Here is a 21559-nt window from a genome sequence, read left to right as displayed (position 1 = left end):
CCCAAGCCTATGAAGCACATTCGTAACTTTTCGATCATCGCCCATATTGACCATGGTAAATCGACGTTATCTGACCGATTAATCCAAGTTTGTGGCGGATTAACCTCGCGTGAAATGTCAGAGCAAGTTCTTGACTCCATGGATCTTGAGCGTGAACGTGGTATCACCATCAAAGCGCAGAGTGTGACACTCGATTATCTCGCTAAAGATGGCCAAACCTATCAGCTTAACTTTATTGATACTCCGGGACACGTTGACTTCTCTTATGAAGTATCGCGTTCTCTTGCCGCTTGTGAAGGTGCCTTATTGGTAGTGGATGCTGGTCAAGGGGTTGAAGCTCAAACCTTGGCTAACTGTTACACGGCCATTGAAATGGATCTCGAAGTGGTGCCTATCCTCAATAAAATTGATCTACCAGCTGCAGAGCCTGAGCGGGTTGCAGAAGAGATCGAAGACATTGTTGGGATTGATGCCATCGATGCCGTTCGTTGTTCCGCTAAAACCGGTTTAGGTGTCGATGATGTATTAGAGAAAATTGTTTCTCAAATACCGGCCCCAGAAGGGGACCCAGAGGCACCGTTACAGGCGTTGATCATTGACTCTTGGTTTGATAACTACTTAGGTGTGGTTTCTTTAGTACGTATCAAAAATGGTAGCCTGAAGAAAAACGACAAGATCAAAGTCATGAGCACTGGCCAAGTCTGGGGTGTGGATCGAATTGGTATCTTTACTCCTAAGCAGGTTGATACCAACGGATTGGGTTGTGGTGAAGTAGGCTGGGTCGTCTGCGGTATTAAAGATATCTTAGGTGCTCCCGTTGGTGATACGTTAACCCTTGCTAAGAATGGCAGTGAAAAACCGTTACCGGGTTTTAAGAAAGTAAAACCACAAGTTTACGCAGGACTTTTCCCTGTCTCATCGGATGATTATGAAAACTTCCGTGATGCTTTGGGTAAATTGAGTCTCAATGATGCGTCACTGTTTTATGAACCAGAAACGTCTGCGGCGTTAGGGTTTGGTTTCCGTTGTGGCTTCTTAGGGATGCTGCACATGGAGATCATCCAAGAGCGTTTAGAGCGTGAGTACGATCTGGACTTGATCACGACGGCACCAACCGTTGTCTATGAAGTGCTTAAAACCGATAAAGAGACACTCTACGTCGATAGTCCGGCTAAATTACCGGCGATCAATGACATAGAAGAAATTCGTGAGCCAATTGCACGTTGTAATATTTTAGTGCCATCCGATTACCTAGGTAGTGTGATTACCTTGTGTGTTGAAAAACGCGGTACTCAGGTGGATATGATTTATCATGGTAACCAAGTAGCGTTGACCTACGATATTCCGATGGCAGAAGTGGTTTTAGACTTCTTTGACCGTTTGAAATCGACATCACGCGGTTATGCATCACTGGATTATGGTTTTCAACGTTTTGAAGAATCGAGCATGGTTCGAGTCGATGTACTCCTTAATGGAGAGAAAGTCGATGCGTTGGCGATCATCACTCATAAAGATCTTGCTCAAAATCGTGGTCGTCAGTTGGTCGAGAAAATGAAAGAGTTCATTCCTCGTCAGATGTTTGATATCGCTATTCAAGCGGCGATTGGCAACCATATTATTGCCCGTTCAACGGTTAAGCAATTACGTAAAAACGTATTGGCGAAATGTTACGGCGGTGATATTAGCCGTAAGAAAAAACTGTTGAAGAAGCAGAAAGAAGGTAAGAAACGCATGAAACAGATTGGTAACGTAGAGTTACCACAAGAAGCGTTCTTGGCTATCTTGCACGTAGGTAAAGATTAATTTTTTTGCATCGTGCGTTCAGCATTTGTTCTCAAGTGAAAGGGTCTTGGCCCTTTCACTTTCGTATTTTTAGATAAGGGAAGTCAATGGCGAATACATTTTCACTCATTTTGGTGATCGTTACCCTCGTGACCGGAATCATCTGGGCGTTGGAAAAGTGGCTATGGTCAAAAAAACGTCTACAAAAACAAGCTCAAGTGCAGAACGAAACCAATGGAATTGATGCGGCAGTTGTCAGCAAAATCGCGCCACAGCCTTGGTGGGTAGAAAATGCGGTGTCGATTTTTCCAGTGATCGCTTTTGTCTTAGTATTACGCTCGTTTATTTTTGAACCATTTCAAATCCCATCTGGCTCGATGATGCCAACGTTATTGGTCGGGGATTTTATCCTGGTTGAAAAATACGCCTATGGCCTTAAAGATCCTGTATGGCGCACACAATTGGTTGAAACTGGTAAGCCTGAGCGTGGCGATGTAGTGGTATTTAAATACCCACCTAATCCAAGTATTGACTATATTAAGCGTGTGGTTGGCATGCCGGGCGATATTGTTCGCTACAACTCAAACAAAGAAATTTGCATTCAAACTCAACAAGATTCTCGTTGCCAAACGGTGAAGTTATCTAACGTACTTGAAAGCGAGTTTGTACAGAATAATATTCCATTAATGCAGATGGATGAGCAGTTGGGGCAACAGGCGCACAGCATTTTAATTAACCCGTTACGAATGGATAATGTTCGAGATTATCAACCTCGCGCGGGTGTTAATGAGTGGATTGTTCCACAAGGGCACTATTTTGTAATGGGTGATAACCGTGATAACAGTGCTGATAGCCGTTTTTGGGGCTTTGTACCAGAAGAAAACTTAGTGGGTAAAGCCGTAGCAATTTGGATCAGTTTTGAATTTGAACGATCAGCAGATAGCATCTTGCCAGCTTGGATCCCAACCGGAGTGCGATTTAATCGTATAGGTGGCATTAATTAGGTCAGCAGTTTGCTGACCCGTAACACATCGAGAGAGCATGAATTCTCCAATTAATAGATTAGAACCCAAACTCGGTTATCAATTTAATGATCCTGAGTTTATGGAATTGGCGCTTACTCATCGTAGCGCCAATGGTAAGCATAATGAGCGTCTTGAGTTTCTGGGCGATTCAATTTTAAGTTTTGTTATTGCGGACGAGCTATATCGTCGCTTTCCTAAGATCAATGAAGGTGATATGAGCCGCATGCGTGCCACACTCGTACGCGGCAATACCCTTGCGGAGTTAGGCCGAGAATTTGGCTTGGGAGATTACTTAAAATTAGGTCCAGGCGAGCTAAAAAGCGGTGGTTTTCGTCGTGATTCAATTTTAGCTGATGCCGTAGAAGCGATTATCGGGGCAATTTATCTGGATAGTGATATTGAGATGGTGCGCGGTATCATCTTAAATTGGTATCAACCGAGACTCGATGCCATCAAACCTGGCGTGTCGCAAAAAGATCCTAAAACACGTTTGCAAGAGTTCTTACAAGGTAGACGTAGTCCGCTCCCTGTCTATATTGTGACTAATATTAAAGGGGAAGCACACAACCAAGAGTTTACGGTATCGTGTGATGTTGCCGGCATTGCCACACCCGTTATAGGTAAAGGCACTAGCCGCCGTAAAGCCGAACAAGCAGCGGCTGAAACCGCTCTGGAGCAATTAAACCATGGCTGATAAAGAATTCGATATCGATGCGTACTTCGCATCCGATCAACAACCGAGCTCATCACCCGATAATCAACACTGTGGTTTTGTCGCCATTGTCGGTCGCCCTAATGTCGGCAAATCTACCCTGTTAAATAATATTCTTGGGCAAAAAATCTCCATTACCTCACGTAAACCACAGACCACTCGCCATCGTATTATGGGCGTGGATACCAAGGGTGATTATCAGGCGGTTTATGTTGATACTCCCGGGCTGCATATTGAAGAAAAGCGGGCGATCAACCGTTTAATGAATCGTGCTGCCAGTAGCTCACTCAGTGATGTCAATTTAGTACTGTTTGTGGTGGATGGTACACACTGGACTGCTGATGACGAGATGGTGCTTAACAAACTGCGTCAAGCCAATTTCCCAGTTGTGTTATGCATCAATAAAGTCGATAACGTCAAAGATCGTAACGATGTGATGCGCCATATGCAGGATCTTTCTAGCTTAATGGACTTTGTCGATATTGTGCCTATTTCGGCTAAGTTGGGGAAAAATATTGATGTGTTGCATCAGCATGTTCGTCATCATTTACCAAAAGCAACGCACCATTTCCCTGAAGAGTATGTGACCGATCGTTCACAGCGTTTTATGGCTTCGGAAATCATCCGTGAAAAATTAATGCGCTTTACCGGTGAGGAATTACCTTATTCGGTTACCGTAGAGATTGAACGTTTTGATTACAACCCAGAAACCGATGGTTTCCATATTAATGCTTTGATTTTGGTCGAAAGGATTGGCCAGAAAAAAATGGTTATTGGTAAAAAGGGTGAGAAAATAAAAACCATTGGTCGCGAAGCCCGTCTCGATATGGAAGAGCTGTTTGGACGCAAAGTCTATTTGGAAACTTGGGTCAAAGTGAAATCTGGCTGGGCAGATGATGAGCGAGCTTTGCGTTCATTAGGTTATATTGACGATCTATAAATTGCGCCTAGTGAGTTAAACCAAACGGAGTCGCTTTACGCGGCTCTTTCCATCGCCATGGTCAGATCCTACAGTGATATTGCGCGATGTTATCGTCTATTTGGTCTTCTACGCTGTACTCTGACTGGAGTGATTGGTGTTGTTATGATTGATGGTTTTCAACGTTGCTTTGTTCTTAATCGCCGTCCTTATAGCGAATCAAGCTTAATCTTGGACGTCTTTAGTGAAGAGTATGGACGATTAACGTTGATGGCGAAGGGGGCTCGTGGCAAGCGTTCTCAGCTTAAAGGCGCCTTGCAGCCGTTTACTCCATTATTATTAAAATGGTCTGGCAACAGTACCATGAAGACATTACGTCAAGCTGAGTCAATCAGTTTAGGCCTTCCTTTAAGTGGCATCAGTCTCTATTCAGCGATGTACGTCAATGAATTAGTTGGCCGAGTCTTGGCGAGTGATGTTCCTAGCCCCGCACTGTTTCATGATTATCTATTTGCGCTGACTGAGTTAGCGCAAAGTGATAATCCTGAGCCAGCTTTGCGTCGTTTCGAACTGGCATTATTGTCCTCTCTTGGCTATGGCGTTGATTTTTTACATTGTGCGGGCACGGGTGAGCCCATCACTCCGACGATGACCTATCGTTATCGTGAACAAAAAGGCTTTATTGCGTCGGTAAGACGCGATAACTTGACTTTTTATGGTGATGAGCTGATTGCGATCAGTGAACGACGCTTTACCACCAAAAATCAATTACAAGCCGCAAAGCGCTTTACACGCATTGCTTTAAAGCCTTATCTTGGCGGTAAACCTTTAAAAAGTCGGGAGTTGTTCCGACCCACAACGCTATCTAGAGCACGGAGTATAGAAACATGAGCTCAATTCTTTTAGGTGTCAATATTGACCACGTTGCCACGTTACGTAACGCGCGTGGTACCCGTTATCCTGATCCTGTGCATGCGGCAGAGATCGCTGAACGAGCAGGTGCGGATGGCATTACCATTCACCTGCGAGAAGATCGTCGCCATATTCAAGACCGTGATGTGCGTATTTTGCGTGAAACCTTGCAAACGCGGATGAACCTTGAGATGGCGGTAACCGATGAGATGCTCGAAATTGCTTTAAACACTCAGCCTGAATTTGTCTGCTTGGTACCAGAAAAGCGTGAAGAGCTGACCACTGAAGGGGGGTTAGACGTACAGGGGCAGTTAGATAAAGTGAAAGCTGCGACGGAAAAACTGACCGCTGCAGGAATTAAAGTTTCTCTATTTATTGATGCCGATCGTGAGCAAATTGACGCCGCGAAAGCATGCGGTGCGCCTTTTATTGAATTGCACACTGGGCATTATGCAGAAGCCTCTAATGAGACAGAGCAGCAAAACGAACTAAAAAAAATCGCGGCAGCGGCAGCCTACGCCAGCGATCTTGGTATTACGGTCAATGCTGGACATGGTTTGACGTACCACAACGTAGCGGCAATTGCTGCTATTCCTGAAATTTATGAGCTGAACATTGGTCATGCGATTGTTGGCCGAGCGGTGTTTGATGGTTTGAGCAAAGCGGTCGCGGATATGAAAGCCATCATGGATAACGTGCGTCGTTAATCGTCGATGATTGTTGGCTTAGGCACAGACATTACTGAGATTGAACGCATTGAGAAGGTGCTTACCCGTAGTGGTAGCGCCTTTGCGGCGCGGATCCTCACTCCTGAAGAGCAGGTTAAATGTGCGGCTTTAAAACAGCCTGCGCGCTTTTTAGCCAAACGTTTTGCCGCTAAAGAAGCGGCGGCGAAAGCCTTAGGTACTGGTATCGCTTGTGGTGTTACGTTCCATGATTTTCAAATCACCAACGATACCCAAGGTAAACCCCATCTAACTCTGCATGGCCGAGCGAAGCAACTCGCCGAAGCCATGCAAGTCACATCCATTCATCTATCCCTTTCCGATGAGCGACATTACGCCGTCGCTACGGTGATTCTTGAGTCATTTTTTCCGTCGAACTGATTACTCATCATTGCTGCGCTTTAGTTGAGGTATTGTGGCGCTTCATTGAGTAACTTCTCCATTTCATCTTGCAGTTCAAATAATTCAGGCTCGATATCACTGACTCGGCTCCCTGAGCGCAGCATCTGTTCTAAGGTGGCACAGATGCTTTTCAATGATGGCGTGCCACTGTAAGAGCAGCTTCCGTGCAGTTTATGGATGTGATGCAGTAAATCATCTAACGCATACTGATCATCTTGTTGTGCTTGATTGACCACTTGAATCACATCAGGAAGATAATTGACCAACAGTTGTAACATCTCTTTGGCCAAATCTTCTTTTCCTGCGGCTTGCTTCAAGGCCAGTGACCAATCAATCACCATTGAAGTTGAGGGAGAGGACGGGGTGGGGTTGAGCTCTGCTTGATGATGGCTTAAAGGCAGCTTTTCTACACCGTGAGTTAAGTGGGCTGGACTCCAGTGAACCAACACTTGCTGTAAAATATGCTCTTCAATCGGCTTGGTCAGATAATCGTCCATGCCTGCTTTTAGTAGTCGATCTCGTTCTCCAGCCATAGCGTGAGCCGTCACCGCAATGATTGGTGTTGTGCTATTAAGCGGTAATTGTTTAATTGCCTTACAAGCGGTAACCCCGTCCATATGCGGCATTTGAATATCCATTAAAATGATATCAAAGGCGCGCAGAGTCGCTTGTTCTACCGCGCTAATTCCATCGCTGCAAGTAATTACCTCTGCAACCCTTTCCTGCAGCAATGCACTGATCAGTTTTAAGTTGGCTGGGTTGTCATCAACCGCCATTACGGTCAAGGGCAGTTTATCTATTTCACGTGGTTGCTCGATAGGCGTCGGCAATGTCGGTTGATGAGCTAATAGGGTTTGTAATAGCTTACGGCGTGACAACGGTTTAGTGACGCATTGAACTGGGTAGTGCTTCATCAGTTGGTCGGCTAACGCAAGCTCGGTACTTGGTGTACCAATAATCACATGCGGTGCTAATTGCAGCGCTTGCTGAATCCATTGCTCGGCTAAGCTGGTGTCGGTTTCTTTGGCTGGTGATAAATTCAGTAAGACATAATCGTAGTGTTCGGAATCTTCAGGCATCGATGAGCGATAGGTAACCGTTAACCCAGCTTGGACTAATTGTTGTTGGACAATAGAAGCGGCTTGCATATTAGGTTCAACAAGTAATAACTGCTTATCCAATAGTGCCTGCGTATCAACCCAATCGCTGATAGGCATGGTTGTCGCAGGTAAACGCAGCGTAAACCAAAATGTAGAACCTTGATGCAGTCGGCTGGTTAAACTGATTTCGCCGCCCATTTGCCCAACTAATTTTTGCGTGATGACTAAACCTAAACCTGTGCCACCGTAACGGCGTGAAATGCTCGCATCGGCTTGACTAAAAGCTTGGAATAGCTGAGCTTGTTGGCGCTCCGAAATACCAATCCCAGTATCGCGAACCATAAATTGCAGCTCAACGATATCATCCCGTTGTGAGCGCATTTCAACGCTAATATCAATATTACCTCGTTCGGTAAACTTAATTGAGTTGCCAACCAAGTTAGTCAAGACTTGTTGAATACGCAGCGGATCGCCAACAAGACCGAGCGGAATTTTCGGATCGACTTTTAAAGTGATCTCTAAGCCTTTTTCATGGGCACTGGTGGCCTGTAGATTCACCACTTCTTCTAAGGTTTCTTGGAATTCAAAAGGGATGTTCTCAAGTGCTAGCTTACCAGCTTCAAGTTTTGAGAAGTCGAGGATATCATTAATGATGGTTAATAAGTTATTGGCTGATTTTTCAATGGTTTGCAGATAATCTGTTTGGCTATTGGTTAACTGGGTTTTTAGCATTTGACGCGTAAAGCCGATCACCCCATTGAGCGGAGTACGCAGCTCATGTGACATATTGGCTAAAAATTCAGATTTAATTCGAGCGGCTTCTTGAGCGCGTTTTTTGGCAATATCCAGTTCAACGTTTTGGATCTCTAATTGCTCAAGAGTTTCGCGCAGATCTGAGGTAGCTTGATCAATGCTGTGTTGCATTTCTACATGGTATTCGGATAGCGAGACCGCCATGGCATTAATGCCTTTACGCAGTGAATCCAACTCACCATGCATTTTCCCTTCAATTCGAACATCTAAATGGCCGCGCCGAATGCGGTCAACCATGTTTTTCATATGGGTGATAGGACGGGTCACATCGTGCATGAGACGAACGGCGAAAACGCTAGAGAGCACTAGGCCCATAATTAACACTAAGCAGGCGGAGAAAATCTCCTGATATTGTTGTAAACGCAACGAGGAGAGATCTAATTCAATGGCAATATAACCCAGTACCGGTACCGAACGCGCGCTATTCGTATTATCTTCGAGTAGGCGGCTTTCTGCCAAAATCGGTGTACGGAGAATAAGGGTGTTATCATGTTGCTGGGCACTGCCGAGAACTGGGATCGGTTGCTCTTTAGGGTACATCAAACTTTCAAAATTGGGATGAAAGTTGGAGGTCACAAATAACTCATGGCGAGCATCGAATACCGCAATACTGCGTACTAATTTCGAGTGTTTACGATGAGCGTAACTAATGATCCGTCGTACCGATTCCCTACTTTGGTTTTTTAACGCTTCTTCGCTGGCAATCGCCAGTGGTTCAATGATACTTGCACCAGAATTGAGAACCTGAATTTCCAAATCGTGGTAACGGTTGAATGAGAATAAAGCGCTAAGCAGTAACCCAATAATTAAGGTTGGTGCTAAAGTCAGGGTAATAACACGCGCACGTAAGCCATATTTGGTCATTATTGTCTAAACATCGTGGTGTGGATATGGGAAAATAACCCGCATTACATTGGGCGAAGTTATTCAATCAATCGCTATTATTGTCGAGCTGTCTATTCTCAACACTAAGCCACTATAGCTTAATGCAAGAGTCATGGCTTCGACAATCTTCCCCACACAGAATAGTGATGCTGGGGCAAAAACCTTTTTATAAATCACACTTAGGCATAAAGCATGGCACGTTTTTTCCAAGCGAAGAAGAACACCTCGATTCAATCTAAACATCAGTCAGTCATGGTGACGAAGCTGGATCATCTCGGCGCGGGAATGGCGTATCAGCAAGACAAACCGATTTTTATTGACGGAGCGTTGCCTGGTGAAGAAGTTGTAATTCAACTCACTGAGAGTAAAAGCAAATTTTCGCGGGCAAAGCTTATCAAAGTGCTTAAACCCAGTCCTGAGCGTGTCGTGCCATTTTGTCAACATTATCAGCAGTGTGGTGGATGCGATTTACAGCACCTCTCTCGTGGCGCGCAAGTGGCCCATAAACAGCAGACTCTTAGTCATTTAATGAGTAAGTTCGCTAAGCAAACGGTGCCATTATCGGCACCGATCACTGAGCAAGATAAAGGCTATCGTCGTCGAGCGCGGCTCAGTTTATGGTGGGATAAAAAAACGCAGCAATTGCAGGTTGGTTTTCGGCGTAAACAGAGTAAAAGTATTATCAACATTACCGATTGCCCAGTACTGGATCCTCATCTTAATCAATGCGTCGCTGAGTTAAAGCCCTTATTGAGCGGTTTTCAGCATCCTGAACAACTAGGACATATCGAGCTGGTTAAGGCTGATAATACCAGCGTGCTTTTATTACGCCATTTAGGATCGTTACCAAGCGCGGATAAACAACGTTTGTCTGAATTCGCTCAGCGTCATCAATTGGCATTGTATTTGTTGACGGATAACCAGCCGTTGGAGCATGTACAAGGTGAAGCGCCCTACTACCAAGAGGCGGGAGTGACGATGCATTTTTTGCCTACTCACTTCATTCAGGTCAATCAGTCAATCAACCAACGTATGGTTGCTCAAGCTATCGAATGGTTAGACGTTCAATCTAGTGATCGAGTATTGGATCTCTTTTGTGGCTTAGGCAACTTTAGCTTACCGTTGGCACGCATTGCTCACTATGTGGTGGGTGTTGAAGGCGTCGATGAGATGGTCTTGGTGGCCAGTAAAAATGCCGATTTGAACCAGATCAATAATAGTGCGTTTTACCAAGCCAATTTGGAACAAGATATGACGAAGGCTGAGTGGGCGGCGGAAAAGTTTGATAAAATATTGCTCGATCCTGCGCGAGCAGGTGCGGCTGGGATCATTGACCAACTCGGGGCGCTGGCGGCGGAACGTATTGTCTATGTTTCGTGTAACCCCGCAACCTTAGCTCGTGATAGCCAAAGTTTACTCAATCAAGGTTATCATTTGGCGAAATTAGCTATGCTTGATATGTTTCCTCATACTAGCCATCTAGAGTCGATGGCCTTGTTTGTAAAAAATCGGTAACTGGCTGAACTTTCGGGAGCGAAAGTCAGTCGATACCCTAAAATCTAAAAAATTAGGATTATCTCTATGGTTGCAGTTCGTAGCGCACATTTAAACCCAGACGAACAGTTTGAACTAGAAAAATGGATTGCTAGTTTACAGCAAGAGAGCAAAACGTCGGTAAGGCTAACGGAAGTCTATCGTCAGTGTGAGCATTGGCTTGATGGCCATTCTCAAGGCCCAATATTGCTATGGCGTGGGCGTGAGATGATCGAAATTTTGATCACTTTGTCGATGGATAGAGCCACTTTAGTGGCAGCGCTACTGTTTCCAATTGCCACCAGCGGTTTGCTGGATCAAGAAGAACTTGAAGAGCATTACGGCAAAGAGATCATCAAGTTGATTCATGGGGTCGAAGAGATGGCGGCGATTGGTCAGCTCAATATCACCATGCAGGGCAGTGAAGCATCGGCACAAGTTGATAATGTTCGACGTATGCTGTTAGCGATGGTTGATGATTTTCGTTGTGTGGTGATTAAGTTAGCGGAACGTATTTGTAACTTACGCGAAGTGAAAGATCAGCCCGATGAAGTGCGTCGCGCAGCCGCGAAAGAGTGTGCCAATATTTATGCGCCATTGGCCAACCGTTTGGGGATTGGTCAGCTCAAGTGGGAAATTGAGGATTACGCGTTTCGTTATCAACAACCGGACACTTATAAGCAAATCGCTAAACAGCTTTCTGAGCGGCGTATCGTTCGTGAGCAATATATCCGTGATTTCGTCAATGATCTACGCCAAGAGATGAAAGCGTTAAATATCAATGCCGAGGTGAGTGGTCGCCCTAAACATATCTACAGCATTTGGCGCAAAATGCAGAAGAAAAATCTCGCCTTTGACGAGTTATTTGATGTGCGAGCGGTGCGAATTATCGCTGATAAATTGCAAGATTGTTACGCCGCATTGGGCATCGTGCATACTAAGTATAAACACTTGCCGGGCGAATTTGACGACTATGTGGCTAACCCGAAGCCTAATGGTTATCAGTCGATCCATACGGTGATTTTAGGCCCCGAAGGCAAAACCATAGAGATTCAGATCCGAACTAAACAGATGCATGAAGAGTCTGAGCTTGGCGTTGCCGCGCACTGGAAATATAAAGAAGGGGCATCGGCTGCGCGTAGTGGCTATGACGAGAAAATCACTTGGCTGCGTAAGCTGCTTGATTGGCAAGAGGAGATGTCGGATTCTGGTGAAATGCTTGATGAACTGCGTAGTCAAGTCTTTGACGATCGGGTCTATGCCTTTACACCTCGTGGTGACGTCGTCGATTTACCGATGGGCGCCACACCGCTCGATTTTGCTTACCATATTCACTCAGAAGTGGGCCATCGTTGTATTGGCGCTAAAGTCGCAGGGCGTATCGTGCCGTTTACCCATAAATTACACATGGGTGACCAAGTCGAAATTATTACTGCCAAAGAGCCTAATCCTTCACGTGACTGGTTAAATCCGTCATTAGGCTTTGTTCATTCTGGTCGAGCTCGCGCTAAAATTAATGCTTGGTTCCGTAAACAGAGCCGAGAAAAAAATCTCGAAGCGGGACGTGAAATTCTCGAAAATGAATTAGCAAAAATTGGTGCTAAGTTAAAAGACGCTGAAGCGTACGCATTAAAGCGTTTCAATGTTAACAGTGCCGATGAGTTGTATGTGGGTGTCGGTAGTGGTGATTTACGCATCAATCAAATAATCAACCATATCAATGCCTTAGTTAACAAGCCTACCGCTGAAGAAGAGGATAAACTCGCCTTAGAAAAATTAGCGGGTGAAGTAAAAGCGACAACGACTCAAACCACTCATAAGGATGCAGTCGTGGTGCAAGGGGTAGACAATTTAATGACCCATCTTGCTCGTTGCTGTCAGCCGATCCCTGGTGATGACATTCGTGGCTACATCACTCAAGGGCGTGGTATTTCGGTACATCGTAGCGATTGTGAGCAACTTGAAGAACTGAGTCACCATGCGCCTGAGCGCATCATTGATACCGTGTGGGGACGAGGTTTTATTGGAACTTATCGCTTAACGTTACGTATTGAAGCGATGGAGCGTAGTGGATTATTAAAAGACATCACCACATTACTGGCTAACGAGAAAGTGAAAGTGATCAGCATGAAAAGTCGCAGTGATTATAAACGTCAATTGTCGATTATGGACTTTGAGTTAGAGGTGAACAGTGTTGAAGTTCTACAGCGGATCATCAAACGCACAGAGCAGATCAAAGATGTCATGCTCGTCAAACGATTGGGTTAAGCCCCGCGACCATTAGTGCGAATCGCGATAGCGTAATGTCGTTGATTCACCCTTCAATAACGAGGTGCGATGATGTTCATTGACCTCGTTATGACGTATCAAGAAAGAGAAAATATGTCTCATCCTATTGTACAACTTGAACAGATTATGGCGCAGTTACGTGATAAAGAGCATGGCTGCCCATGGGATAAACAACAAACCTTTGAGACGATTATTCCGCATACCATCGAAGAAACCTATGAAGTCGTCGATGCGATTGTCCAGCAAGATTGGCCCAACTTACAAGAAGAGCTCGGTGATTTACTGTTCCAAGTGATTTTTTATAGCCAGCTTGCTAAAGAGCAAGGTTTGTTCGATTTTTCTGATGTGGTAGACACCGTTAATGAAAAGCTCACTCGCCGTCATCCGCATGTTTTTTCTGACGCCAAGTTTGCCGATGAGCAGCAACTCAACGCCCATTGGCAAGCCGAAAAACGTAAAGAAAAGCAGCAAGCAGGCAAAACAGAACAAAGTATTCTAGACTCAGTACCACAGGCGTTACCGGCTTTGTCTCGCGCGAACAAAATCCAAAAAAAATGCGCTCAATTTGGTTTTGATTGGGCAAGTATCGGCCCTGTGGCGGAGAAGGTGCAGGAAGAGTTGGATGAAGTCATGACGGAAGCATTGCAAGTGCCCGTTGATGAGCAAAAGGTAGAAGAAGAGCTGGGAGATTTACTGTTTGCGACGGTGAATTTGGTTCGTCATTTAGGTAAGGATCCTGAACTGGCCTTAAATAAAGCCAATCATAAGTTTGTACGTCGTTTTCAAGCCGTAGAGCAATTAGCATCATCAGCTCAGCAACCGTTAACCAGCCTGACATTAAATGAGTTAGATGCGTTATGGGAACAAGTAAAAAGACAAGAGCGAAAGGTTCGTTGACTCCATGTATCGCATGGATCTTCTTACTGCGTCATTTTGAGCGAGTTAATCAACCATGGTGAGCAAAGAAAAAGCACCGACTTCAATCTGTTTGATTTGAAGCAAAAAATAAAAAACTGAGTGTGATAGATTTCACGTTGTGGCGATAAATGGGTTCTGGTATAGTTTTATCCCGTCCAGAAGAAATCCATTTCCCTCATTCAACCAATTTCAGGTTAAACATGACAACAAATTATATTTTTGTTACTGGCGGGGTTGTATCCTCTCTAGGTAAAGGTATTGCAGCAGCATCGCTTGCGGCGATTTTAGAAGCTCGTGGTCTTAAAGTGACCATGATGAAGCTTGACCCTTACATCAACGTTGATCCAGGCACAATGAGCCCAACCCAACATGGTGAAGTGTTTGTCACGGAAGATGGCGCTGAAACTGACCTTGACCTTGGTCACTACGAACGTTTCATTCGTACCAAAATGACCAAGCGCAATAACTTTACTGCTGGTCGTGTTTATGCTGATGTATTGCGTAAAGAGCGTCGTGGTGATTACCTAGGTGCAACGATTCAGGTTATTCCTCATATTACCAATGCGATCAAAGATCGTGTTCTTGCTGGCTCTGAAGGCCATGAAATCGCAATTGTTGAAGTCGGCGGTACCGTGGGTGATATCGAGTCTTTACCTTTTATGGAAGCCATTCGTCAATTAGCCATTGAAGTGGGTCGCGAGCGTGCGATGTTTATGCATCTAACGTTAGTGCCTTATCTTGCTGCTGCTGGTGAAGTAAAAACCAAGCCAACCCAACATTCGGTTAAAGAATTACTCTCAATTGGTATTCAACCAGACATCCTTGTTTGTCGTAGTGATCGAGTGATCCCAGCGAATGAACGTAAGAAGATAGCTCTGTTCTGTAATGTGCCTGAAAAAGCCGTTATCTCGATGAAGGATGTTGATTCAATCTACAAAATCCCTCAGCTTATCAAGTCACAAGGTTTAGATGACTTGGTATGTGCACGTTTTGGTATTACCGCTCCAGAAGCCGATCTTACTGAATGGGAACGAGTCATTTATGAAGATGCTAACCCAACAGGTGAAGTCACGATTGGTATGGTCGGTAAATACATCGAGTTACCGGATGCTTATAAATCGGTTAACGAAGCACTGAAACATGCAGGTCTTAAAAATCGTTTAAGCGTGCATATCAAATACATCGATTCGCAAGATGTTGAAACCAAAGGCATTGAAATCTTACAAGGCGTAGATGCTATTTTGGTTCCTGGTGGTTTTGGTGATCGTGGTATTGAAGGTAAAATTCTTGCCGCTCAATATGCACGTGAAAATAATGTCCCTTATTTAGGTATCTGTCTAGGGATGCAAGTGGCGTTGATTGAATACGCACGTAATGTCGCCGGTATGGAAGGCGCGCATTCAACAGAATTTAACAAAGAAACCCCATTCCCTGTGGTAGGCTTAATTACCGAATGGGTTGATGGTGAAGGTAACGTAGAAGAGCGTACCGAAAGTTCCGATTTGGGCGGCACCATGCGTCTAGGTTCGCAGCTTTGCCATTTGGCGAAAGGCACTAAAGCTTATGAGCTTTACGGCAGCGCGACGATTCATGAACGTCATCGTCATCGTTACGAAGTCAATAACCATCTTCGTCCAAAAATTGAAAAAGCAGGCCTGAAAGTGTCTGGATTGTCAGCTGACAAGAAACTGGTGGAAGTGATTGAAAACCCTGCTCATCCATGGTTTGTTGCGGCTCAATTCCACCCAGAATTCACATCAACGCCTCGTGATGGTCATCCATTATTTGCAGGTTTTGTGAAAGCAGCCGGTCAGTTCCAACGCGGTGAATTGAAGTAAAAGGATATGGATAGCGGCTTAAGTTGTGCGGCTATCCTTTTAGTTTTGATATTTAAATTCAATGAGAGGAAACATTAATGTCTAAGATCGTTAAAGTTCTAGGTCGTGAAATCATCGACTCACGTGGTAACCCAACGGTAGAAGCTGAAGTACACCTAGAAGGCGGTTTCGTTGGTATGGCAGCTGCTCCATCTGGTGCATCTACTGGTTCTCGCGAAGCGCTTGAGCTACGTGACGGCGACAAGTCTCGTTTCCTAGGTAAAGGTGTTCTTAAAGCGATTGCTGCAGTTAATGGTCCAATTGCCGATGCTCTTGTCGGTAAAGATGCAAAAGACCAAGCGACGATTGACCAAGTGATGATTGACCTTGATGGTACTGAAAACAAATCTAAATTTGGTGCAAACGCGATTCTTGCTGTGTCACTAGCGAACGCGAAAGCAGCAGCTGCCGCTAAAGGTATGCCTTTGTATGAGCACATTGCTGAATTGAACGGTACTCCTGGTCAGTTCTCTATGCCTCTACCTATGATGAACATCATCAACGGTGGTGAGCACGCTGATAACAACGTTGATATTCAAGAGTTCATGATCCAACCTGTTGGCGCAAAAACGCTAAAAGAAGCGGTACGTATGGGCGCAGAAGTGTTCCATAACCTAGCTAAAGTTTTAAAATCTAAAGGTTACAACACTGCTGTTGGTGATGAAGGTGGTTTTGCTCCTAACCTAAAATCTAACGCTGAAGCGCTAGAAGTTATCGCAGAAGCGGTAGCAGCTGCAGGTTACGTGTTAGGTAAAGACATCACATTAGCGATGGACTGTGCTGCATCTGAGTTCTTCGATAAAGAAGCTGGTATCTACAACATGAAAGGTGAAGGTAAAACCTTCACTTCAGAAGAGTTTAACCATTACCTAGCTGAACTAGCGAACAAGTTCCCAATCGTATCTATCGAAGACGGTCTTGATGAGTCTGATTGGGCTGGCTTTAAGCACCAAACTGAGCTACTTGGTGACAAGCTACAATTAGTGGGTGACGATCTATTCGTAACTAACACTAAGATCCTGAAAGAAGGTATCGAGAAAGGTATTGTTAACTCAATCCTGATCAAGTTTAACCAAATCGGTTCTCTAACTGAAACATTGGCAGCTATCAAGATGGCGAAAGATGCTGGTTACACGGCAGTTATCTCTCATCGTTCAGGCGAAACTGAAGATGCAACGATTGCTGATCTAGCGGTAGGTACTGCTGCAGGTCAAATCAAGACGGGTTCTATGAGCCGCTCTGATCGTGTTGCTAAATACAACCAATTGATCCGTATCGAAGAAGCACTCGCTGGTCGTGCTCCTTTCAACGGTCTAAAAGAAGTGAAAGGCCAAGCGTAATCCTTTTGGATACGGCTTAGTAGCATTGCTTAGAGAACGCCCTGCATAGCAGGGCGTTTTTTTATATTGAAGATAGGAACAAGGACGGTAGAGTAGGGCTTATTCTGTCGCGCTAATGGCTTTTATTCGCCGTTTGTTAAGCTCTTCTTTAATGGCTTTACCCTGAAAACCATCAGCGATCACCTGTTGTACCTCGACGCTTAGAGCCGCTTGATAAGCATTAAGAAAGAGATCACGTTGTGGATAAGCATTCCCTTCACAGCCTAATCGACCTGCGTGATCCGCCTGACAACAGAGTAAAACATCATATAAACGTTCTGGTTTACGCCAGACATCGAGTTTGTCGAGTATTTTAAGTTTGGTGCTCGCTTTAAGCTCTGCCGCTCGATGAATGTTTGAATGCTGCTCACAGACTAATAATGCTAGCGCTTTGCACTCATTAGGAATACGGATACGTTCGCATAACGCGTTAATAATCTTAACCCCGGTATGACAGTGCATTTTGTGGCTTGGCCATTCACTTTGCGGTGTTACGCCTTTACCGACATCATGTACTTGCGCAGCAAAACGCACCGCAATAGAGGGAGAGAGTGTTGCCGCTTGTGCGGCGACCATTAACGTGTGCACTCCAGTATCTATTTCAGGGTGCCACTGTTTGGGTTGTGGGACACCGAATAAGCGGTCAATCTCTGGTAGAATGATCGCCAAAGCCCCACATTCGCGCAGTGTAGAGAGAAAGACCTCTGGATTGGCGGTGGAAAGTGATTTATGCCACTCTTGCCAGATGCGCTCGGCTGTTAAATGCTCGAGTTCCCCTGACTGAGCGATCTGTGTCATTAATTGCATGGTCTCGCTAGCAATGGTAAACCCAAGGTGTGCTAACTTTGCGGCAAAACGTGCGACCCGAAGGACACGAAGTGGATCTTCGATAAAAGCATCAGAAACATGGCGTAATAGACGGTTATGCAAGTCTCTTTGACCACCATAGGGATCGATCAGCTTGCCAGTGTTATCTTGCGCTATGGCATTAATAGTCAGATCGCGTCGAGCGAGATCTTCTTCAATGCTCACATCCGGGGCGTAATAACAAGCGAACCCTGTATAGCCAGCCCCTGTTTTACGCTCGGTACGAGCCAGAGCATACTCTTGTTTTGTCTTCGGGTGTAAGAAGACAGGAAAATCCTTACCGACCGCTTGATAGCCCGCTTGGCGCATCTGTTCTGGACTACTGCCTACGACCACCCAATCTTGATCATGTACAGGTAAAGAGAGTAATTGATCGCGCACCGCGCCACCGACGAGATAAACTTGCACTAAGACTCCTTACTGAAATAAATAGGTGCGAAGACAAAAACGGCCACCTTCGGTGACCGTTAATCGTGCAATTATGCCCATCCGGCAGGGTTACGCTTACGGCGAGGAATAATGTGTGGCAGCACTAGACCAAACAATAAGCCTCCACCAGCAACGCCACCGCCATAGATAAAGTACTTTAAGAGTAAATCTTCTTTTTGGGTATCGAGGCGAGCTCGCAGTTCACGGATTTCAGTTTGTGAAGCAATCAGTTGTTGACTGATATCACCATAACTTTGTTCTAGCTCGGCGATTTGTTTGTTACGAATTTCGAGTGAATCGACCAGTCCCGCTTTTTCACTATCGGCATTTTGGCGAGCATTGGCGAGTTGGTTTTTTACTTCTTTAAGTTCTTTTTCAAGTTGTGGCAGACGAACCGCCATACTGACTTCACGAGTTACAAAGCGGCTTTCTATCCAACCATTACGTCCTCGTTCATCGACAATTTGACTGTAACCAGTCTCTTTATTGGTGTTGAGCAGTTTGACTTTCTCTCCCGCATCAATCGATCCAATAATACGAAACTGGTTACTTGGGCCCGAATGCATATAGGTAAACAGTTTATCTGCGACATAACGGTCTTGAGCGAGCGCTGGTGCTGCTAATAAAGAAAATAGCACCATGCAGATGAGTTTTTTCACGGTAGATCCCTTAATTATGGTCAATATTGCGCTTGAGAGTTTTGAATCTTCTCATTCCGTTGATGGACGCGCAATAGGGTTATGTACGACTGTATTATCAGTCTTAAGGTTTGTTTTACAAATAGTAAAAACTTTCTGCGTGCGGCGCAACAAAGAAGGGAGGCTGAGCCTCCCTTTCTGTGCGTTTGAGTCAATAATGACAATCCGTTTACATTGGATTGACGAATTGATTAAGTAAACGCTGCTTGAATCGCATAGAAGAACAGAACAGCCAGTAGGGCGCCCGCTGGTAGGGTGACAATCCATGAGGCAACAATGTTACGCACTACACCTAAGTTAAGTGCTGCAATTCCGCGCGCAAAACCGACCCCTAACACCGCACCAACTAAGGTTTGCGTAGTTGAAATAGGTAATCCAGTGCCAGATGCGAGTACCACGGTAGAAGCCGTCGCTAACTGCGCCGCAAAACCACGACTCGGTGTTAACTCCGTGATGCCCGTTCCGACGGTTGCCATCACTTTATGTCCCAGTGTCGCAAGGCCGATCACAATCCCGATACCGCCAAGTGGTAATATCCACCAAGCAATCGCACTTTTAGACGCGACATTACCTAAGCTTTCCACGGTTGATACAACAGCCGCTAGAGGACCAATTGCATTGGCTACGTCGTTTGAGCCATGAGCAAACGCCATCGCACAGGCAGTAATGACCATTAAAACAGAGAAAATACGTTCAACGTTAGAAAAACCATGGTTTTCTTCGGTATCGGCAAATTTCTTATAAATGTACAGATAACCAATAACCATGACGATGCCTGAAACCAGAATTGAGCAAATCCAAGCTTCATTATTGGTCAAATGTAATCCAACATGTTTTAAGCCTTTTTTAATGGTCACTAAAGCGATCACCATGGTGGTAATAAACATGTACACGGGGACGAAACGCTTGGCATTAATCAGTGGTGTTTCAGTATCAAAAATCAGTTTTTGTGCACTGACAAAAATAGCGTAAGCCAATAAGCCGGAAATAAATGGCGTGATGACCCAACTACCAACGATGCCTTGTACGGAGCTCCAATCAACAGCTTCTGCGCCAACAGAAATCGTCGCAAAACCAATAATCGCACCAATAATTGAATGGGTGGTTGAGACTGGCCAGCCCATATAAGAGGCAACAAGCAACCATGTTCCGGCAGCAAGTAGAGATGACATCATGCCATAAACCAGTAAGTCTGGTTGATCGGCAAACAAGGTTGTATCAATAACGCCTTGGCGAATCGTATCAGTAACTTCGCCTCCAGCTAAATAAGCACCAGCAAACTCAAAAATCATCGCAATGATGATAGCTTGCTTAACGGTAAGCGCTTTTGAGCCAACAGATGTGCCCATGGCATTGGCGACGTCATTCGCACCAATACCAATGGCCATTAATAAACCGAAGATCGCTGCAACAATAATCAGGACAATGCCGTAGTTCGCAAGGATATCCATCGTAATACCTAGTTGTTGATAACAAGCGGAGACTCATCGTGGTGCTTTTTAGGCACGAAAAAAACCATTAGCGCAAGAATATAGTCAGCGCTTGAATGGTGGGAAACACGATTATGGCTCTTAGTTATTTGGTTAACTTAAATGATTTAAGAACGGGAAAGCATCAGTTCAAGTCGAGCACCGACCCGCTGAGCCTGATCAGCGATACCGCCGACCCATTCAAAGATTTTGTACAAGAACATGACATCAATCGGATTCATGGTTGATTCGATAGCCATTAATTGTTGGCGTAAACGAATCTGCATATTATCCGTATCATCTTCTATGACATCCAGTTGATTAATCATTTCCGCCACAAGCGTGACTTCACGACCTTTAAATCCGGTTTCCAATAACTCGTCAAGTTCATTGATCACCTTCTGTGCTTGTGTTGCTGCGTCAAGACAGCGTTGAACATAAGCGAGGAAATTATCTTGGAGAGGTTTAGGGATAATAAGCTGACGACCGTAAACACGGCCAGAGATGTCTTTAGCAAGATTTGCCAGCTTATCTTGTTGAGTGAGAAGCTCAAGCATGTCAGTGCGATCAACCGGCAGAAACAGACCGCGGGGGAGTTTCAGACGGATTTCGCGTTTTAACACGTCGGCTTCTTTCTCTAAATGAGAAATTTGTGCGCGTATTTCTGCGGCTTTTTCCCAATCACCTTGAGCACAAACTTCAAAGAAGTTGATCAGGTGCGAGCAGCATTCATTGACACACACAACGTGTCGTTGCAAAGGCTTAATGGGGGACTTTGCAAATAACCCCATAATGGTATTTACTGGCATGGTCATTCAACCTAAT

The 21559-nt window shown here is 44.9% G+C and carries 17 protein-coding genes; 12 read left to right on the top strand and 5 right to left on the bottom strand.

Annotation, left to right across the window (positions count from 1 at the left end; translation table 11 throughout):
* The first annotated feature begins 9 nt into the window (after positions 1-9).
* The 7 genes from lepA (at position 10) to acpS (ending at position 6456) form a co-directional block, all read left to right on the top strand.
* A complete protein-coding gene (gene lepA, locus BSR11_RS16725) occupies positions 10-1803 on the top strand; it encodes a translation elongation factor 4 (RefSeq protein WP_072671461.1) in 1794 nt (597 codons plus the stop codon).
* Positions 1804-1889: 86 nt separating this feature from the next.
* Positions 1890-2786: a signal peptidase I gene (gene lepB / locus BSR11_RS16720; RefSeq protein ID WP_072671460.1), complete on the top strand. Its 897-nt coding sequence runs from the start codon at positions 1890-1892 to the stop codon at positions 2784-2786.
* A gap of 37 nt (positions 2787-2823) precedes the next feature.
* Positions 2824-3501, top strand: coding sequence for a ribonuclease III (gene rnc / locus BSR11_RS16715; RefSeq protein WP_072671459.1), 678 nt, complete (start codon positions 2824-2826; stop codon positions 3499-3501).
* A complete protein-coding gene (era, locus tag BSR11_RS16710; protein ID WP_072671458.1) occupies positions 3494-4459 on the top strand; it encodes a GTPase Era in 966 nt (321 codons plus the stop codon). Before rnc ends, era begins: the two co-directional genes overlap by 8 nt.
* Positions 4460-4603: 144 nt before the next feature.
* On the top strand, positions 4604-5329 hold the full coding sequence (gene recO, locus BSR11_RS16705) for a DNA repair protein RecO (protein WP_072671509.1): 726 nt from the start codon (positions 4604-4606) through the stop codon (positions 5327-5329).
* Positions 5326-6057 carry a pyridoxine 5'-phosphate synthase gene (gene pdxJ / locus BSR11_RS16700; protein WP_072671457.1) on the top strand — a complete coding sequence of 244 codons (732 nt, stop codon included), beginning with the start codon at positions 5326-5328 and terminating at the stop codon, positions 6055-6057. Before recO ends, pdxJ begins: the two co-directional genes overlap by 4 nt.
* A gap of 6 nt (positions 6058-6063) precedes the next feature.
* Positions 6064-6456: a holo-ACP synthase gene (acpS, locus tag BSR11_RS16695; RefSeq protein WP_072671456.1), complete on the top strand. Its 393-nt coding sequence runs from the start codon at positions 6064-6066 to the stop codon at positions 6454-6456.
* Between the two features lie 20 nt (positions 6457-6476).
* Here acpS and barA read toward each other — a convergent pair whose 3' ends face one another.
* Positions 6477-9254: a two-component sensor histidine kinase BarA gene (gene barA / locus BSR11_RS16690; protein ID WP_072671455.1), complete on the bottom strand. Its 2778-nt coding sequence runs from the start codon at positions 9252-9254 to the stop codon at positions 6477-6479.
* Positions 9255-9467: 213 nt separating this feature from the next.
* Between barA and rlmD the strand changes: the two genes are divergently transcribed.
* The 5 genes from rlmD to eno all read left to right on the top strand — a co-directional run bounded on the left by rlmD (position 9468) and on the right by eno (position 17232).
* The gene (gene rlmD / locus BSR11_RS16685) at positions 9468-10790 is read left to right on the top strand and encodes a 23S rRNA (uracil(1939)-C(5))-methyltransferase RlmD (RefSeq protein ID WP_072671454.1); all 1323 of its coding nucleotides are present in this window, start codon (positions 9468-9470) and stop codon (positions 10788-10790) included.
* Between the two features lie 66 nt (positions 10791-10856).
* A complete protein-coding gene (gene relA / locus BSR11_RS16680; protein ID WP_072671453.1) occupies positions 10857-13076 on the top strand; it encodes a GTP diphosphokinase in 2220 nt (739 codons plus the stop codon).
* 114 nt (positions 13077-13190) lie between these two features.
* Positions 13191-13994 (top strand): nucleoside triphosphate pyrophosphohydrolase, encoded by an 804-nt coding sequence (gene mazG / locus BSR11_RS16675; RefSeq protein WP_072671505.1) that lies wholly within the window; start codon positions 13191-13193, stop codon positions 13992-13994.
* Between the two features lie 221 nt (positions 13995-14215).
* On the top strand, positions 14216-15853 hold the full coding sequence (gene pyrG / locus BSR11_RS16670; protein ID WP_072671452.1) for a CTP synthase: 1638 nt from the start codon (positions 14216-14218) through the stop codon (positions 15851-15853).
* Between the two features lie 77 nt (positions 15854-15930).
* Positions 15931-17232, top strand: a complete 1302-nt coding sequence (eno, locus tag BSR11_RS16665; RefSeq protein WP_072671451.1) for a phosphopyruvate hydratase — start codon at positions 15931-15933, stop codon at positions 17230-17232.
* A gap of 99 nt (positions 17233-17331) precedes the next feature.
* Here eno and BSR11_RS16660 read toward each other — a convergent pair whose 3' ends face one another.
* The 4 genes from BSR11_RS16660 to BSR11_RS16645 all read right to left on the bottom strand — a co-directional run bounded on the left by BSR11_RS16660 (position 17332) and on the right by BSR11_RS16645 (position 21543).
* The gene (locus tag BSR11_RS16660; protein WP_072671450.1) at positions 17332-18546 is read right to left on the bottom strand and encodes a multifunctional CCA addition/repair protein; all 1215 of its coding nucleotides are present in this window, start codon (positions 18544-18546) and stop codon (positions 17332-17334) included.
* A gap of 71 nt (positions 18547-18617) precedes the next feature.
* The gene (locus BSR11_RS16655; RefSeq protein ID WP_072671449.1) at positions 18618-19226 is read right to left on the bottom strand and encodes a TIGR04211 family SH3 domain-containing protein; all 609 of its coding nucleotides are present in this window, start codon (positions 19224-19226) and stop codon (positions 18618-18620) included.
* Between the two features lie 230 nt (positions 19227-19456).
* Positions 19457-20716, bottom strand: coding sequence for an inorganic phosphate transporter (locus BSR11_RS16650; RefSeq protein WP_072671448.1), 1260 nt, complete (start codon positions 20714-20716; stop codon positions 19457-19459).
* Positions 20717-20862: 146 nt separating this feature from the next.
* Positions 20863-21543 carry a TIGR00153 family protein gene (locus BSR11_RS16645; protein ID WP_072671447.1) on the bottom strand — a complete coding sequence of 227 codons (681 nt, stop codon included), beginning with the start codon at positions 21541-21543 and terminating at the stop codon, positions 20863-20865.
* Between the last annotated feature and the right edge of the window lie 16 nt (positions 21544-21559).

Origin of the sequence: Vibrio injensis (assembly GCF_001895205.1) — a bacterium.
GTDB classification, from domain to species: domain Bacteria; phylum Pseudomonadota; class Gammaproteobacteria; order Enterobacterales; family Vibrionaceae; genus Vibrio; species Vibrio injensis.
Note: the sequence above shows the minus strand (reverse complement) of the source record. Positions and strands in the feature narration are given on the sequence as shown.